This window comes from Rhizobium sp. GW821-FHT14E12 (assembly GCF_058803745.1).
In genome coordinates, this window is sequence record NZ_JBXAPH010000006.1 from 85,021 (window position 1) to 102,259 (window position 17,239).

Here is a 17,239-nt window from a genome sequence, read left to right on the forward strand (position 1 = left end):
CACGCAAATACGGTGTTTTATGCCTTCGAAAAAGACCCCGCTGAAAGCTTCTAAGCCGGTCTCGAAAGTCACTACAGTTCCCCGCAGTCTACGATCGGCACGCGGCGTGGCAAATTGGAAGGAAGCAACCCAGTGGCTGCGGGCGCGCGGCATCGAAGATATTGAATGCATCACGCCGGACCTTGCAGGCGTACCGCGCGGCAAGATGATGCCGACTTCGAAATTTACCTCCAACACCTCGCTTGCCTTGCCTTCGGCAATCTATCGCCACACAATCTCGGGCGAATATCCCGAAGAGACCGAAAACTTTCGCTACGAGCCGCGCGACAGCGACCTGAAGCTGGTGCCCGATCTCTCGACGCTCTCTGTCGTGCCCTGGGAAACCGATCCGACGGCGCAGGTGATCTGCGACATCGTCAATTCCGAGGGCGAGGCGGTGTCCTATACGCCGCGTAATCTGCTCAAGCAGATTATGAATCTCTACAAGGAGCGCGGCTGGAAAGCGGTCGTGGCGCCGGAGATCGAATTCTATCTCGTCGCCAAGAACGACGACCCGGACTATCCGCTGCATCCGCCGAAGGGCCGCTCCGGCCGCTCGATCCTCGGTGGCCAGGGTTATTCGATCGCCGGTATCAACGAATTCGACGAGCTGATCGACGATATCTATCACTTTTCGGAAAAGCAGGGTCTCGAGATCGATACGCTGATCCACGAGGAGGGGCCGGCGCAGCTCGAAATCAACCTGCGTCATGGCGATCCGATCGAGCTTGCCGACCAGGTCTTCATGTTCAAGCGCACCATCCGCGAAGCGGCGCTGAAGCACGGCATCTATGCCACCTTCATGGCCAAGCCGATGCAGAGCCAGGCGGGCTCGGCGATGCATATCCACCAGTCGGTGGTCAACATCGAGACCGGCAAGAACGTCTTCACCAATCCGGACGGCAGTCCGTCGCAGGAGTTCTTCCACTTCATCGGCGGCATGCAGCGCTATGTGCCGAATGCCCTGGCGATGCTCGCGCCTTACGTGAATTCCTATCGGCGTCTGGCGCCGAACATGTCCTGCCCGGTCAACAATGCCTGGGGCTACGACAACCGCACCACGGCCTTCCGCGTGCCGGTTTCCGATCCACAGGCCCGCCGCGTCGAGAACCGGCTACCGAGTTCCGACGCCAATCCCTATCTCGCGCTTGCAGCCTCGCTCGCCTCCGGCCTGCTCGGCATCATGAAGAAGGTGGAACCGACGGCGCCGACCGAGGATTCGGCCAATGAAGGCTCGATCGACCTGCCGCGCGGCCTTCTCGAAGCCATCGCGCTGCTGGAGGGCGAACCGGCCTTCCATGAAGTCCTCGGCAAGGACTTCATCGACATCTATGCCGGCGTCAAGCGCGGCGAGTTCGAGACCTTCATGCAGGTGATCAGCCCCTGGGAGCGGGAATTCCTTCTGCTCAACGTGTGAGGGAGGGCCACCCATGACATCGCAGGAAGCATGGCAGAGCCCGATCGCGCCGGGGCTTTCCTTCTATCAGGCAACCGTCGGGCCGCGCCCGGCCTATCCCAAGCTCGACGGCTCGCGCCGCGCCGACGTCGCCATCATCGGCGGCGGCTATACCGGCCTGCAGGCTGCCTATAATCTCGCCAAGGGCGGTGTCGACGTCGTGCTGATCGACGCCAACCGCTTCGGCGATGGCGCCTCCGGGCGCAATGGCGGCCAGCTCGGCACCGGCCAGCGCTGGTGGCCGGAAGAGCTGGAAGAGAAGATCGGCTATGAGCGCTCGAAGGCGCTCTTCGATCTTGCCGAGGACGCCAAGCGGCATCTGCTCGATTTCGCCACGGAGCATGGCATCGACATCGACTTCATGCCCGGCCAGATGAACGTCACGCACAAGCCGAGCTACGAACGCGCCTATAGGGAAAACGCGGAGATCGCCGCAACGCGCTACGACTATCCGCATGTCAGTTTCATGGACACGGCGGAGACCCAGGAGCGGCTGGGGTCGAAGCGCTATCTCTACGGTGTCAGGGACATGGGCACCGGCCATATCCACCCGCTGAAGCTGCTCATCGGCTTGGCGCGCGTCGCTGCGGCGGCCGGCGCCTCCCTCTTCGAGATGACGCCGGCAAAGGCGGTCCGACAATCGGGCGGCAAGACGCTGATCGAGACCGATGGCGGCGTCATCACCGCCGATCGCGTGCTGATCGCCTGCAACGGCTATATCGGCAATCTGGAGCCGGTTACGGCAAGTCACGTCATGCCGATCCGCTCCTTCATCGGCGCGACCGAACCGCTCGACAGATTTCCCGATGTACTGCCCGGCGGCGAGGCGGTGGCAGATTCGCGGTTTGTGGTGCGGTATTTCCGCAAGTCGAAGGATGGACGCCTGCTGTTCGGCGGCCGCGAGGCCTATACGGCGGACAATCCGCGCGACATAACGCAGCATATCCGCCGCCAGATCGCCGAAATCTATCCCTCACTCGACAAGATCGACATCACCCATGCCTGGGGCGGATCGGTCGGCATCACCATGCCGCGCCAGCCTTTCGTGCGCGACGTCATGCCCGGCGTGACCTCTATCGGCGGCTATTCCGGACACGGCGTCATGCTGTCAAACTATTGCGGTAAACTTTATGCGAAAACGGTCCTCGGGAATGCCGACGATCTTGCGCTTTTCAGGGCGCTGAACATCCCGCCGTTTCCCGGTGGCGCCCGCATGCGGGCGCCTCTGCTGTTCCTGGCGCTCTCGTGGTTTGCGTTGCGCGACAGGTTTTAGATACGGAACGGATTTCCTCTTTCGGCAATCCGCTCTAAAAACCGAGTCTGAATTTTGCGATGCACACTGGCCTTTTTAAATCGATTAGATTAAAAGGGGCCTCAACCAAGACCGATTGAGAGATACCTCATGAGCAGCCAAATCATTCCCGTTGAACCTTTTGACTATGTCGTTTTCGGCGGCAGCGGCGACCTTGCTGAGCGCAAGCTCCTGCCCGCTCTTTATCATCGCCAGATCGAAGGCCAGTTCTCCGAACCGACCCGCATTATCGGCGCATCGCGCAGCGCGCTCTCGCATGAGGAATACCGCAAATTCGCCGACGCCGCCCTCAAGGAACACCTGAAGAAGGGCGAATATGACGAGGCTGAGGTCAAGAAATTCCTCGCCCGCCTGTTCTACGTTCCGGTCGATGCCCGCAGCGATGCCGGCTGGGATCAGCTGAAGAAGATCCTCGATGAGGGCAAGGACCGCGTCCGCGCCTTCTATCTGGCCGTCGCTCCCGGCATTTTCGGCGACATCTCGCAGAAGATCCATGACCACAAGCTGATCACCAAGCAGACCCGCATCGTCGTCGAAAAGCCGATCGGCCGCGACCTCGCTTCGGCCCTGCAGCTCAACGACACGATCGGCAAGGTCTTCAAGGAAGAGCAAATCTTCCGCATCGACCACTATCTCGGCAAGGAGACGGTGCAAAACCTGATGGCGCTGCGTTTCGCCAACGCCCTCTACGAGCCGCTGTGGAACGCCAATCACATCGACCACGTCCAGATCACGGTTGCGGAATCGGTCGGCCTCGAAGGCCGTGCCGGCTACTACGACACCGCCGGTGCGCTGCGCGACATGGTGCAGAACCACATCCTGCAGCTCCTTTGCCTGACCGCGATGGAAATCCCCTCCTCGATGGATTCCGAAGCCGTCCGCGACGAGAAGCTGAAGGTGCTGCGCGCGCTGAAGCCGATCAATGCCTCCAACGTCGAGCAGGCTACGGTTCGCGGCCAGTACCGCGCCGGCGCATCCTCGGGCGGCCCGGTCAAGGGCTACCTCGATGAACTCGAAGGCGGCGTGTCCAACACCGAAACCTTCGTCGCCATCAAGGCCGAGATCGGCAATTGGCGCTGGGCCGGGGTTCCCTTCTACATCCGCACCGGCAAGCGTCTTGCCGGCCGCATGTCGGAGATCGTCATCACCTTCAAGCCGATCCCGCACAACATCTTCGATCAGGCCGCCGGCCGCACCGTCGCCAACCAGCTGATCATCCGCCTGCAGCCGGACGAAGGCGTCAAGCAGTCGCTGATGATCAAGGATCCGGGTCCGGGCGGCATGCGCCTGCGCAACGTTTCGCTCGACATGAGCTTCGCCTCGGCCTTCAACGTCCGCAACCCGGATGCTTACGAGCGCCTGCTGATGGACGTCATCCGCTCCAACCAGACGCTGTTCATGCGCCGCGACGAAGTGGAAGCCGCATGGGATTGGGTCGACCCGATCCTGAAGGGTTGGGAAGAAGCCGGTCAGCAGGTGCAGGGCTATACCGCCGGCACCTGGGGTCCGAGCCAGGCCATCGCTCTGATCGAGCGCGACGGCCGCACCTGGCATGACGATATCTAGGACGGTGACGATGACAGCGAATATGCATGCTTTCGCCTATGGCGCCGAACTCGCCGGCAAGCTCGCGGACAAGGTGGTCGAGGTTCTCTCGGCCGCCATCGCCGCCCGCGGCTCCGCAAGCATCGCGGTCTCCGGCGGCTCGACGCCGAAGGCCTTCTTCCAGGCGCTGTCATCGCGTCCGCTCGACTGGGGCAAGGTGACGATCACCCTCGTCGACGAACGGTTCGTACCAGCGGATAATCCGCGTTCGAACCATCTGCTCGTCCAGGAAAACTTGCTGAAGGACAAGGCCGCCTCGGCGCAGTTCCTTCCGCTCTACCAGGCCGCGGCTTCCGCTGAGGAGGCCGCCGTCATCGCTACTCAAGAGACCAAGGGCGTCGGCCATCCCTTCGATGTCGTCATCCTCGGCATGGGCAATGACGGCCACACGGCCTCGTTCTTTCCGGGCGGCAACAATCTCGCGACTGCGCTTGATCCGAAGACCCCGCGCGGCATCATCACGATGGAAGCCGAGGGAGCCGGCGAACCGCGGCTGACCTTCACCTTCTCCAGCCTTCAGGATGCCCGATTGCTGGTGCTCCATATTGAGGGAGAGGGCAAGAAGGACGTTCTCGCCAAGGCCGAGGCACCGGGAGAAGAGACCGAAATGCCGATCCGCGCCATGCTGCGCCGGGCCGCTTCTCCGGTCGAGATTTACTGGGCTCCCTGACACGACCGAATGGTCGTCATCGGACCCGGAATGACACAGCAACGGCTGCTGCGCCACGCGCCCGAAAGGGTGTGCCGGCATAGCAGTGACATTTCAAGCCTGCGCCTGATCCTTTCCTAGACAAGATCGAAGGTGATCTTTCGGGACCAAGCGCAAGAACAGCCGGAGGCAGATCGACCATGGCCGCTGACGCCCGCATATCCGCGATTACCGCACGTATCGTCGAACGTTCGAAACCAACGCGCGAGCTCTATCTGGAGCGCCTGCGCAACGCCGCAACCAAGGGTGCGCAACGCTCCATTCTCGGCTGCGCCAACCTTGCCCACGGCTTCGCCGTCTGTTCCCCCTCCGAGAAGGAGGCACTGGCGGGCGACCGCGTGCCCAATCTCGGAATCATCACCTCCTATAACGACATGCTCTCGGCGCATCAGCCCTTCGAGACCTATCCCGCGATCATCCGGGAAGCAGCGGCAGAAGCCGGCGGTATCGCCCAGGTCGCCGGCGGCGTGCCCGCCATGTGCGACGGCGTCACGCAGGGCCAGCCGGGCATGGAACTGTCACTGTTTTCTCGCGACCTGATCGCCATGTCGGCGGGCGTCGGCCTGTCGCACAACATGTTCGATGCAGCCGTCTTCCTCGGCGTCTGCGACAAGATTGTGCCGGGTCTCTTCATCGCCGCCCTCTCCTTCGGCCATCTGCCGGCCGTCTTCATTCCGGCTGGACCGATGACCACCGGCCTGCCGAACGACGAGAAGTCGCGTGTGCGCCAGCTCTTTGCCGAAGGCAAGGTCGGCCGCGCCGAGCTGCTGGAAGCCGAATCAAAGTCCTATCACGGCCCCGGCACCTGCACCTTCTACGGCACAGCCAATTCCAACCAGATGCTGATGGAGATCATGGGCTTCCATATGCCTGGCGCCTCCTTCGTCAATCCCGGCACACCGCTGCGCGAAGCGTTGACCCGCGAGGCCACGAAACGGGCGCTCGCCATCACCGCCATGGGCAATGAATTCACGCCCGCCGGCGAGATGATCGACGAGCGCTCGATCGTCAACGGCGTGGTCGGCCTGCATGCGACCGGCGGCTCGACCAACCACACGATGCATCTCGTCGCCATGGCGCGCGCAGCCGGCATCGCCCTCACCTGGCAGGATATTTCCGAGCTTTCGGACATCATTCCGCTGCTTGCCCGCGTCTATCCGAACGGGCTCGCCGACGTGAACCATTTCCATGCCGCCGGCGGCATGGGCTTCCTGATCAAGGAGCTCCTGAAGAAGGGAATGCTGCACGACGACGTTCGCACCGTCGCCGGCCAGGGGCTTTCCGCCTATTCGATCGAAGTGAAGATCGGCGCCGATGGCGGCGTGGTCCGCGAACCGGCACCGGAAAAGAGCGGTGACCCGAAGGTGCTGTCGACGATCGACGCGCCGTTCCAGGGCAATGGCGGATTGAAGATGCTGCGCGGCAATATCGGCAAGGCGGTGATCAAGATCTCCGCCGTCAAGCCGGAGCGCCATATCGTCGAAGCCCCCGCCGTCATCTTCCACGATCAGCTGGAGATGCAGCAGGCCTTCAAGGACGGCAAGCTGAACCGCGATTTCGTCGCCGTCGTCCGCTTCCAGGGACCAAAGGCAAACGGCATGCCGGAGCTGCACAAGCTGACGCCTGCCCTTGGCGTGCTGCAGGACCGCGGCTTCCGCGTGGCGCTTCTGACCGACGGACGCATGTCCGGCGCCTCTGGCAAGGTTCCAGCTGCGATCCACGTCACGCCGGAAGCCATCGACGGCGGCCCGATCGCCCGCATCCAGGAAGGTGACATCATCCGTATCGACGCGATTGCCGGCACGCTGGAAGTGCTGGTCGACGCCGCCACGATGGCCGAACGCCAACCTGTCGTCGCCGACCTCTCCGAGAACGAGTTTGGCATGGGTCGTGAGCTCTTCGCCCCCTTCCGCCGTGCCGCCGGGCCGGCCGATCAGGGCGCCAGCGTGTTGTTCCGCCACTAGAGCATTCCGCTTTCAGGCGATTTCGCCTGAAAGCGGGTAAGATGTTTACGGGGCATTCGGCGCGGTTTTGTCGGTCCATTTGGGTGGAAGCCCCATGCGTTCTCCGATGAAACCGGCAACGCCCGGCGACTTGCCGTAGGTTTTGCAGGCTTCGTATTTCGGTCCGCGCCCGACGAGAGCGTTCCACTTCGCTTTGGATGGGAGAGAGGGCATCGTTCCGAACGGTGTTTTGCCCTTGACGAGCAGCTTGCTGAAATCACTGCCGAACTTCACGGCGAGACTATACGCATCCCCCTCCTTGGCGACCGTTCCGGAATCCAAGAAAGCACTCGCGCCGCGCCCCCAGATCATCACCGCCTTCTGCGCGCCCTGACCGTCAATCGCCTCGGCTTCGAGAGACAGGCTGCCCATTCCTATCGGGATGCGTGGAACAGGAACGGGGATACCGGGCAGCAGCACGCTTTTAGCCACCGACGCGACTTTCGACGCGCCGACTGCCGTCGTGTTCGTAGGCTTGACCTGCGTGACCACCGCACGAACGGTCAAGTCCGCCGGCTCCGACAGGCCGACGATGACGAAGCGCTCGCTCAAGCCAGAGCAAAGCGTTCTGTCCACAGCATTGGTTACCAAGTTTCGCTGCGCAGGCGTGAAAGCGGCACTTTCGGCCCGCATCGAAAAAGCGGTCGGAATGATCTTCACCGTCTTTGCCGCAAGAACATCATCCTTGTTCACCTTGAGAAGTGAGCGGGTCACCATCCCGTCCGATTGTTTCAGCCCATCATAGGATCGCAAGGAGCCCGCGCGGTCCAGGGGTGCCGACGCACAGCCGGCTACCAACAGGCTCAGCGATGCGACCGTCGGCCAGACAGCGAACTGACCCGCCCGGCGGGCCCTGGAGGGGATCGGACCATGCACTGCTGTCGTATCACAATTGAAAATCGGGCTGACTGGCATGGCGTACCGGTTCTCCTCTGCCCGCTTCGGGCATCTCGAGTTAACATTAATTATTACACTTGATGTAAAAATTAATGTTGGCAACTTTGCGGCAACCATCGAGCGAGACAGACGAATTATTTCACCTGGAATGAAAGTGGCAAAAAGCCGGGAGCAAGTCCTGACAGATTTGTGTGTCGCGACAACTTGTGACAAAATATTTCAATGCATGAAGCCCCCTCAAAACCGGAAGGCCTGCGCGAGCAAAAACGACGATTGACGTTTCAACGCATCGCGGATGTCGGAATGAAATCCTTTCTTGCAAAAGGCTATCAGGAGACGACGCTCGACGAGATCGCGGCCGCGGCGGGTATTTCCCGGCGAACCTTCTTTTATTATTTCAAAAGCAAGGACGAGATTCTTCTGGCGCATCAGCGCGGCTATATAGAGGCCTTCAAGACCTCGATCCTGGAGAGCGCATCGGCCGGGCAACCGCTCGAGATCGTGCATCAGGCGCTGCGGAAGTTGGTCGCACGCGTCCAGACACCCCAGCTCCTTGCGACTGCCCGGCTCTTGCGACAAAGCAATGCGTTGCGTGTCCGCACACGCGGCAATTATCTGGGACTTGAGCAGGCCGTCTACGAAAGCCTATGCGCGCTGTTTCCAGCCAAGGACCGCGACGAATTGCGGCTGGTTTCCATGATATCGGTGAGCCCCCTTCGCCTTGCTGTCGACAAGTGGCTTCAGGACGATGGCCAGCACCCGCTGATGGGCTATATCGAGGACGCGCTCAGGAAATTCCGGGCGGCGATCTGACCAACCGAATGCCGCTCGGACGCCTCTGGCTGACTTTGCTCAGGCGCGGATATCGAGCACGCGGTCGCGATGCGCCGGATGGGTGCTGTAGACGAAGATCTTGTTCATTTCCTTCTCCGACAGCAGCCGCAGGAAGCGGACCTCCACCGTGTTGTTGGAGAAGATCTTCATCAGCACGCAGCCAATCTTGCTGATGCGGGCATCGGGTATGTCGAGATAGAATTGCTTCGGCAGATTGAACTGCGTGAGGATCGCCAGGATCGCACTGGTCTGCGAGATGCGAATGATGTCACAGCGGCGCGAGGCCAGATTCATGACACCTTTTTGGGTGTATTCGATCCGTGCCGCGTTCATCGTGTCCTGCATTCTGTACCGCACCTCGCGGTCGTACATGAAGGACTCTTCCTTATTGAGAAAATGCTGGCCTGAATTCGCTGCGCCGCGAGCTGCCATTGCCGTAAATCCCTAGAGTAGCTTACGGCTCATACGCTACCAGCGGGTATTTAACAGAAGGTTTGGAAGCGCTAGCCCAAGTTGCATTTATTTTATGTGTTTGATCGGGCTGGCGCTCCAGTATTCTTGGCAAGATGCCCTATTGCTTACGATAGGTATGGCCGTCGGCATCGAAGAGATGCAGCTTCTGCCGGTCGGCCGCAAAGCGCATCTTTTGCCCGCGCTTGACGTCCGCAATGCCGGGGATCTTGACGATGATCGGCTCGCCATCCACCAGGCCCTCGATATAGAGCTGTGTGACTTCGCCGAGCGCTTCGACGATCGAGACCTCGCCTTCGAAGAGGTATTTCTCGTCCGTCGCCACCCTGAGGTCTTCCGGGCGAACACCGAAGCTCGCGGTCTTGCCGCGCTCGGAGGCGGCCGTCGGGATATCGAGGGTCACCGACTTGCCACCCGTCAGCGTCACCGTCGTCTTTTCGCCAGCCTCGGTCACCGTCGCCGGGATGATGTTCATGGCCGGCGAGCCGATGAACTTCGCGACGAAAAGGTTGGCCGGATGCTCGTAAAGTTCAAGCGGCGCCCCCACCTGCTCGACACGGCCGGCCGACAGGACGACGATGCGGTCGGCCAAAGTCATGGCTTCGACCTGATCGTGGGTGACGTAGATCATCGTCGTCTCGGGCATGGATTCGCTGAGCTTGGCAATCTCGATGCGGGTCGCGACGCGCAAGGCCGCGTCGAGGTTCGACAACGGCTCGTCGAAGAGGAAGACCTTCGGATTGCGGCAGATAGCGCGACCGATGGCGACGCGCTGGCGCTGGCCGCCCGAAAGCGCCTTGGGCAGGCGCTCAAGATATTGCGTGAGCTGGAGGCTCGCCGCCGCTGCGCGAACGCGGCGGTCGATCTCCTTCTTGCTTTCCTTGGCGATCCGCATGCCGAAGGCCATGTTGTCGTAGACCGTCATATGCGGATAGAGGGCATAGGACTGGAAGACCATCGCGATACCGCGCCGCGAGGGCGGCACTTCGTTGACCTTCTGTCCGGCGATGAGCATATCACCGGCGGTGATGCTCTCCAGCCCGGCTATCATGCGCAGCAAGGTGGATTTGCCGCATCCGGACGGTCCAACGAAGACGATGAACTCGCCTTGCTGGATCTCCAGATCGATGCCGTGCAGGACATGCACGCTTCCGTATGATTTACGGATGTCTTTTAGAACAAGTCCTGTCATCTCTGCCCTCCTCCCAGGTACTCAGGCCAGACGCGCGAAATAAGCGCCCCAAGCCGGAATATCGATCTTGTTGCCGTAATTATTGCTTGTAAAACCGTGACCGGTCAGGGCCTGCCAGTTCCCCTCGGGCAGCGTCGCGACTGCTTCCGTCGCGCTCATGTTGAACACGCAGAGAATGGTCTCGTCGTCATGGCGGCGGGTATAGATCAGCACGTCGTCCTGCGGCTCGACGAAAGCAATCTCGCCCTTGGCGAAGGCCGGATGCTGCTTTCGGAAGGCGAGGAAGCGGCGGTACTGCTCCAGCACCGAGTTCTCGTCGCCCTGCTGTACGCTGACGGCGTGCAGAATGTGTTCCACCGGCACAGGCAGCCAGGGCTTCACCGTCGAGAAGCCGCCCTGGGCCATCTGGCTATCCCAGACCATCGGCGTGCGGCAGCCATCACGACCCTTGAATTCCGGCCAGAACTGGATGCCGTAGGGATCTTGCAGGTCCTGATAGGAGAGCTCGGCTTCCGTCAGGCCGAGTTCCTCACCCTGATAGATGCAGACCGAGCCGCGCAACGTCAGAAGAAGGGCTGCATATTGCTTGGCGAAGGCATCGCGGTCGGCGACAAGACCGCCCCAGCGGCTGACATGGCGCACGACGTCATGGTTCGAGAACGCCCAGCATGCCCAGCCGTCCGGCGCAGCCGCGCCGAAATCGTCCATGACCTCTTCGACACGATCCGGCGACAGCGCATCCGGCGACAGGAATTCGAAGGCGTAGCACATATGCATCTTGTCATCGCCGGCCGTATATTCGCCGACGATCTCGAGACCACGCTGGCTGTCACCGACTTCACCGACGGCGGCGATTGCCGGATATTCGTCGAGCACGGCACGGAAGCGCTTCAGGAACGCCAGGTTCTCCGGGCGGTTCTTGTCGTAGAGATGCTCCTGGAAATTATAGGGATTGACCGCCGGCGCGGTCGAGGCGTTGCGGCGCGACGGCTCGAGCGCCGGGTTGTCGCGCAGTTCCCTGTCGTGGAAATAGAAATTAATGGTGTCGAGACGGAAACCGTCGACACCGCGGTCGAGCCAGAAGCGCACGACATTGAGCAGGCGATCCTGCACCTGCGGATTATGCAGGTTCATGTCCGGCTGCGAGGTCAGGAAGTTGTGCAGATAGTATTGCATGCGGGTCGGATCCCAGGCCCAGGCCGAGCCGCCGAAGATCGACAGCCAGTTGTTGGGCGGCGTACCGTCCGGCTTGGCATCGGCCCAGACATACCAGTCGGCCTTGGGATTATCCTTGCTGGAACGGCTCTCGACGAACCAGGGGTGACGGTCGGAGCTGTGCGACAGCACCAGGTCGATCATCACCTTGATGCCGAGACGATGCGCCTCGCTCATCATCACATCGAAATCGGCAAGCGTGCCGAAGATCGGATCGACATCCTCGTAATCGGAAACGTCATAGCCGAAATCACGCATCGGCGAGGTGAAGAACGGCGAAATCCAGATTGCGTCGACGCCGAGGGCGGCGACATGCGGCAGACGGGCAGCAATGCCCTTGAGGTCGCCGATGCCGTCGCCATTGGAGTCCTGATAGGAACGCGGATAGATCTGATAGATCACGGCTCCCCGCCACCAGTCCTTGTCCACGGTCGAAATCGATTGAGAGGCAATGCTCATTCTATATGGTCCTGTATGAATACTGAGATCTTTGATCAGCCCCCCTTCACCGACCCGGACAGCAGACCGCGCACGAGGTAGCGCTGCAGACCGAAGAAGACGAGGAGCGGGATGAGAATGGTAACGAAGGCCGAGGCCGTCAGGATTTCCCAGTTGCCGCCGCGCGAGCCGAGCAGCGCGTTCAAGGCAGCCGTCAGGACCAGGTGATCCTTGTCGGTGCCGAGGAACACCATGGCGATCAACAGGTCGTTCCAGACCCAGAGGAACTGAAAGATCGCGAAGGAGGCGAGCGCCGGGAAGGACAGCGGCAGGATGATCTTGACGAAGATGTCGAAATCGCTGGCGCCGTCGACGCGAGCGGATTCGATGATCTCCTTCGGCAGACCGGCGATATAATTGCGCAGCAGGTAGATGGCGAGCGGCAGGCCGAAGGCCGTATGCGCCATCCAGATGCCGGGATAGGTCTTCGACGGCACGCCGAACATCTGGCCGATCTCGTTATAGATGCGCAATAGCGGGATCAGCGACATTTGCAGCGGCACGACGATGAGGCCGACGACCAGCGCGATCAGTAGCGCTCGACCGGGAAACTCCATCCAGGCGAGCGCATAGGCCGCGAAAGCCGCGATCAGGATCGGGATGACCGTCGCCGGAATGGTGACTGTCAGCGAGTTGATGAAGGACTGGCCGACGCCCTCGCCCGTCAGAACGTTGCGATAGTTCTCCAGGGTGAATTGCGGCGGGGTGGCGATGGTCAGATAGATGCGCTTGGCGCGCGCATCCGCCTCGAAAGGCGCATTTTTCTGGTAGCGGTAGCTGCCATCGGCATTGACGGTAAGCGTCTCGCCATTGCCAAGGTCGGCGGATGAACCGACCTTGTAGGTCGCCGGTTCCTGCACGCGTAGACCGAAGGCTTCGATCTTGCCGTTACCGCTGTTGCCTTCACCGGCAACCGTACCGGCGATGACGTAGTTGGGGCCGTCCTGCACTGCCTTGTCGGGGCCGGCCAGGCGCACGGCCGCCGTCTGCGATGAGCCGGAGAAGCCCGTCCACCAGCCGGAGACGACAATTTGGTCCTTGTCGCGCAGGGCGGTGACGAAGATGCCGAGCGTCGGCAGCAGCCAGAGAAGGACGACGAGCAGGACGCAGAAGTGGACGAAGAGGCGGGCGGGGCCGATGCGGCCGAGGTTTCCAATCATGTCAGCGCCCCTTCGTTTCCGCGTTTGCACGACGAATGTTCCAGATCATGATCGGCGTGACGGCGGCCATGATGATAAGCGCGATGACGGCGCTGCGGCCGGAATCGCCGCCGCCGCGGAACATCCAGTTGAACATCAGATTTGCCAGCACCATCGTGTTCCACTGGCCGTTGGTCATGGTCAGCACGATGTCGAATACCTTGAGGACGAGGATGGTGATCGTGGTCCAGACCGTGGCGATCGTGCCCCAGACCTGCGGCACCATGATCTTCCAGAAGATCTGCCAGCCATTGGCGCCGTCGATGACGGCCGCTTCGATGGTTTCCTCGGAAATGCCGCGCAACGCCGCCGACAGGATGACCATGGCAAAGCCGGTCTGGATCCAGATCAGCATGACCATCAGGAAGAAATTGTTCCAGAACGGGATGGTGATCCAGACTTCCGGCGTGCCGCCGAAAAGCTGCACGACCGCGTTCAACAGGCCGATCTGCGTGTCGGTGCCGCCGCGATACTCGTAGATGAATTTCCAGATGACCGAAGCGCCGACGAAGGAGATCGCCATCGGCATGAAGATGACCGCCTTGGCGATGTTGCCCCACCAGATGCGGTCGGTCATGACGGCGATCACCAGGCCGAAGAAGGTGCAGGCAGCCGGTACGACGGCGAGCCACAGGATATTGTTGAAGATCGATTGGCGGAATTCCGTGTCGTTGAAGGCCCAGACATAGTTGGCGCCGCCGACGAATTTGCTGCCGTCAGGACCATAGAAGGACAAGATGAAGGTCGCGACCACCGGATAGACCAGGTAGACGGCAAGCAGCAGGAGTGCCGGCCCGAGGAAAAGCCAGGGACGGATCAGTCCGCGACGACGCAGATTAACTGCGACCCGATGGACATCGTCGCCCTCTTTTGCCGGGAAGATCAGGTCCAGCAACTTGTTGGAAAACAGAAAGTACGCGGCACAGACGGCAACGCCGAATATCATGGCTCCGACCGCCGACAGGATCTGCGAAATCATCTTTTCCTCCCGATTTTTTTGCTTGCTCGAAGCCATCCGCCCGGCATCGTCGGCGCTCTCCAGGGCACCGATCGTCGCAAGGCAGATCGGCATCGCCGGGAGATACCGGCGATGCCTTTGCGCACTGTCAGGCTACTTGATGCCGTCCCAAGCCTTCTGGATCGCATCAGCCGAGTCCTGCGCCGACTTGCCGCCGACGAAGTCCACCATGCCGGTCCAGAATGCGCCCGCACCGATCTTGCCCGGCATCAGGTCGGAACCGTCGAAGCGGAAGGTCGTGGCGGTCGTCAGAAGTTCGCCTTCCTTCTTCATCGTATCGTTGGCGTAGGTGGCCGTGTTGACACCCTTATACGGGGTCAGGAAGCCGGACTGCGCCATCCAGACCTCCTGGGCGATTGGCGTCTGCAGGAACTGGATGAAGGCGCGCGCGGCCTTCGAGTCCTTGGTGATGGCCGCCAGCGTGCCGGCGCCGAGAACCGGCTTGCCGAGTTCCGGATGCGCCGCATAGGGCGGGAAGTAGAAGAAGTCGGCGTCCTGGCCAAGCTTCGTGCCCTCCGGGAAGAAGGAGGGGATGAAAGAGGCCTGCTTGTGTAGGTAGCACTTCGGCGGTACCGCGAAGAGGCCCTTCGGGCTGTCGCGGAAGTCGGTCGAGGCGACGGCAGCGACACCGCCGTTGACGTATTTCGCATTCTTGGCGAACTTGCCGAATTCGTCGATGGCGTTGACGACTTTCGGATCGTTGAACTTCAGGCTGTTGTCGACCCAGCCGTCATAATCCTGCGGCGATACGGTGCGCAGCATCAGGTCTTCGACCCAGTCGGTCGCCGGCCAGCCGGTGGCGCCGCCCGAACCGAGGCCGATGCACCAGGGGGTGCCGCCGTCCTTGACAATCTGGTCGGAGAGCTTGAACAGGTCTTCCATGGTCGTGGGGACCTTGTAACCGGCTTCCTCGAAGTTTTCCGGCACATACCAGACGAGCGACTTCAGGTCGGCCTTGTACGGGAAGGCGTAGAAGGCGTCCTTGCCATCCTTGCCCTTGTAGGTACCGTAACCGACCCAGCTGTCGCCGGCGCCGTAGTTGGTCTTGACCCAGGAGGCAAGATCGTCGCCGAGCGGCGCCAGATAGCCCTTGCTGGCGAGATTGGCCAGAAGACCAGGCTGCGGCAGGATCGCGACGTTCGGCGGCGAGCCGGCCTGGGTGTCGATGACGATCTGCTGCTCATAGTTTTCCGAGGACGAATATTTGACGTTCGCTCCGGTCGCCTCGGTGAAATAATTCAGGACGCTGGTGAAGAGTGCTTCGTCCTCACCACGCCACGGACCGAAGATGGTCAGCGTCTCGCCCTTCAGATCCGCATGAGCGGACTTGAAGTCGTCATAGCTCTTCCAGTTGAACTTCGCGTCCTGGCCGGGCTGGAATTTCAGATCGGCCGACATCGCCGTTCCGGATGCCAGTGCGGCAACGGCAACGGTCATCAAAAACAACTTCTTCATGTGGTTGTCCTCCCAAATACAAATCTTACGAGCCGAGCACATCCCGCGTGCTGTGCGCTCATTTCCTCAAAGCGCTTTGGCTGCCCACTCATCCCATTGCCGACGGCGCGGAGTCAAGCGATTTTGCGGATTTGGCCGCAATGCACAGCATATCTCGCGTTGCAGCACGAAATGGATGGCAATATTTCGCTATTTGTCTTGTTTCAAATGCGTGTCTTGCTACATAGTTAAAAGCGCTTTGGAAGCCGGTCGCCTGGCGGGAGGGATTTGGGCGTCATCGCGGCGGGGGAGATGGAGGAGCCAAATCAAGTGAATCTGAAGCAGCTATCACAAATGCTCGGCCTGTCGCAGACCACGGTCAGCCGCGCGCTGAACGGTTATCCGGAAGTCAATCGTGAGACCCGTGAGCGCGTGCTCAAGGCGGTTCAGGAAACGGGTTATCGGCCCAACAAGGCAGCGCAACGGCTGGCAACCGGCAAGGCCGGCTCGATCGGCCTGGTCATGCCGACCGCACCCGGCAATCCCACCGACCTGCATTTCGGCGAATTTCTGACCGGGCTTGGCGAAGAAGCACTGCGGCATGATTTTCATTTCGTCGTGACGCCCGCCGATCCGAACGACGAGGTCGGCGCATTGAAGCGGCTTGCCGTCAGTGGCAATGTCGACGCCTTGTTCGTCAACTATATGCGCGGCCACGATCCCCGTCTCGACATGCTGAAATCGCTATCCGTGCCCTTCCTCGTGCATGGGCGATCCATCGGCTCGGAACCGGATTATCCCTTCCTCGACATCGACAACGAAGCGGCCTTCTACGACGCCACCAAGCTGCTGTTGCAGCTTGGTCACAGGCGTTTCGCGCTGCTGAACGGTCCCATGTATCTCGATTTTGCGATCCGGCGGAAAAACGGCGTGGACGCCGCCCTTGCCGAGCGCGGTCTGGCGCTGGACGAAGCCTGCGTCAGCCATACGGCAATGACCGATGAGCAGGGCCTGCTCGTCATGGAACGCATTCTGCAACTCGACAAGCGGCCGACCGCCATTCTTTGCTCCAGTACCGTGCTGGCGCTGGGCGCGGTGCGCGCCATTAACCAGGCGAAACTGAAGCTCGGCGAGGATATCTCACTGATTGCCCATGACGATGTGCTGACGCTTCTGAAGCCGGAAAATTTCACCGTGCCGCTGACGACAACGCGCTCATCGCTGCGCGTCGCCGGCGTACGCATCGCCGAGCGGCTGATCGCCGGGATCAAGCATACGGAGACATTCCCCGAACAGGAGCTTTGGAAAACCGAGCTGATCGTTCGCGCCTCGACCGGCGTGGCGCCAGCCGACTAAC

The 17,239-nt window shown here is 61.1% G+C and carries 14 protein-coding genes; 7 read left to right on the forward strand and 7 right to left on the reverse strand.

Annotated features, from left to right (window positions below):
• Window positions 1-19: 19 nt before the first annotated feature.
• The 5 genes from AC1RO0_RS21435 to edd all read left to right on the forward strand — a co-directional run bounded on the left by AC1RO0_RS21435 (window position 20) and on the right by edd (window position 7,085).
• Window positions 20-1,456: a glutamine synthetase family protein gene (locus AC1RO0_RS21435; RefSeq protein ID WP_498594806.1), complete on the forward strand. Its 1,437-nt coding sequence runs from the start codon at window positions 20-22 to the stop codon at window positions 1,454-1,456.
• 13 nt (window positions 1,457-1,469) lie between these two features.
• The gene (locus AC1RO0_RS21440; RefSeq protein WP_498594807.1) at window positions 1,470-2,768 is read left to right on the forward strand and encodes an NAD(P)/FAD-dependent oxidoreductase; all 1,299 of its coding nucleotides are present in this window, start codon (window positions 1,470-1,472) and stop codon (window positions 2,766-2,768) included.
• 129 nt (window positions 2,769-2,897) lie between these two features.
• Window positions 2,898-4,373, forward strand: a complete 1,476-nt coding sequence (gene zwf, locus AC1RO0_RS21445; protein ID WP_498594808.1) for a glucose-6-phosphate dehydrogenase — start codon at window positions 2,898-2,900, stop codon at window positions 4,371-4,373.
• A gap of 10 nt (window positions 4,374-4,383) precedes the next feature.
• Window positions 4,384-5,082: a 6-phosphogluconolactonase gene (gene pgl / locus AC1RO0_RS21450; protein WP_498594809.1), complete on the forward strand. Its 699-nt coding sequence runs from the start codon at window positions 4,384-4,386 to the stop codon at window positions 5,080-5,082.
• A 179-nt stretch (window positions 5,083-5,261) separates the two neighbouring features.
• Window positions 5,262-7,085, forward strand: a complete 1,824-nt coding sequence (gene edd / locus AC1RO0_RS21455) for a phosphogluconate dehydratase (protein ID WP_498594810.1) — start codon at window positions 5,262-5,264, stop codon at window positions 7,083-7,085.
• A gap of 45 nt (window positions 7,086-7,130) precedes the next feature.
• On the opposite strand, the gene AC1RO0_RS21460 is transcribed toward edd, so the two are convergent.
• Entirely contained in the window at window positions 7,131-8,039 is a 909-nt protein-coding gene (locus tag AC1RO0_RS21460; RefSeq protein WP_498594811.1) for a DUF3313 domain-containing protein, read from the reverse strand.
• 204 nt (window positions 8,040-8,243) lie between these two features.
• Between AC1RO0_RS21460 and AC1RO0_RS21465 the strand changes: the two genes are divergently transcribed.
• Entirely contained in the window at window positions 8,244-8,834 is a 591-nt protein-coding gene (locus AC1RO0_RS21465; RefSeq protein WP_498594812.1) for a TetR/AcrR family transcriptional regulator, read from the forward strand.
• Window positions 8,835-8,873: 39 nt separating this feature from the next.
• Here AC1RO0_RS21465 and AC1RO0_RS21470 read toward each other — a convergent pair whose 3' ends face one another.
• The 6 genes from AC1RO0_RS21470 to AC1RO0_RS21495 form a co-directional block, all read right to left on the reverse strand.
• Complete coding sequence (locus tag AC1RO0_RS21470; protein ID WP_007700115.1) at window positions 8,874-9,227, reverse strand: hypothetical protein; 354 nt, start codon at window positions 9,225-9,227, stop codon at window positions 8,874-8,876.
• A gap of 199 nt (window positions 9,228-9,426) precedes the next feature.
• Window positions 9,427-10,518, reverse strand: coding sequence for an ABC transporter ATP-binding protein (locus AC1RO0_RS21475; RefSeq protein WP_498594813.1), 1,092 nt, complete (start codon window positions 10,516-10,518; stop codon window positions 9,427-9,429).
• A gap of 21 nt (window positions 10,519-10,539) precedes the next feature.
• Window positions 10,540-12,192 carry a beta-galactosidase BglA gene (bglA, locus tag AC1RO0_RS21480; RefSeq protein ID WP_498594814.1) on the reverse strand — a complete coding sequence of 551 codons (1,653 nt, stop codon included), beginning with the start codon at window positions 12,190-12,192 and terminating at the stop codon, window positions 10,540-10,542.
• Between the two features lie 35 nt (window positions 12,193-12,227).
• The gene (locus AC1RO0_RS21485; RefSeq protein WP_498594815.1) at window positions 12,228-13,391 is read right to left on the reverse strand and encodes a carbohydrate ABC transporter permease; all 1,164 of its coding nucleotides are present in this window, start codon (window positions 13,389-13,391) and stop codon (window positions 12,228-12,230) included.
• Window position 13,392: 1 nt separating this feature from the next.
• Window positions 13,393-14,409 (reverse strand): carbohydrate ABC transporter permease, encoded by a 1,017-nt coding sequence (locus tag AC1RO0_RS21490; RefSeq protein ID WP_498594816.1) that lies wholly within the window; start codon window positions 14,407-14,409, stop codon window positions 13,393-13,395.
• Between the two features lie 132 nt (window positions 14,410-14,541).
• Entirely contained in the window at window positions 14,542-15,903 is a 1,362-nt protein-coding gene (locus AC1RO0_RS21495) for an ABC transporter substrate-binding protein (RefSeq protein WP_498594817.1), read from the reverse strand.
• A 309-nt stretch (window positions 15,904-16,212) separates the two neighbouring features.
• On the opposite strand from AC1RO0_RS21495, the gene AC1RO0_RS21500 reads away from it, so the two are divergent.
• Entirely contained in the window at window positions 16,213-17,238 is a 1,026-nt protein-coding gene (locus tag AC1RO0_RS21500) for a LacI family DNA-binding transcriptional regulator (RefSeq protein ID WP_498594818.1), read from the forward strand.
• Window position 17,239: the final 1 nt, after the last annotated feature.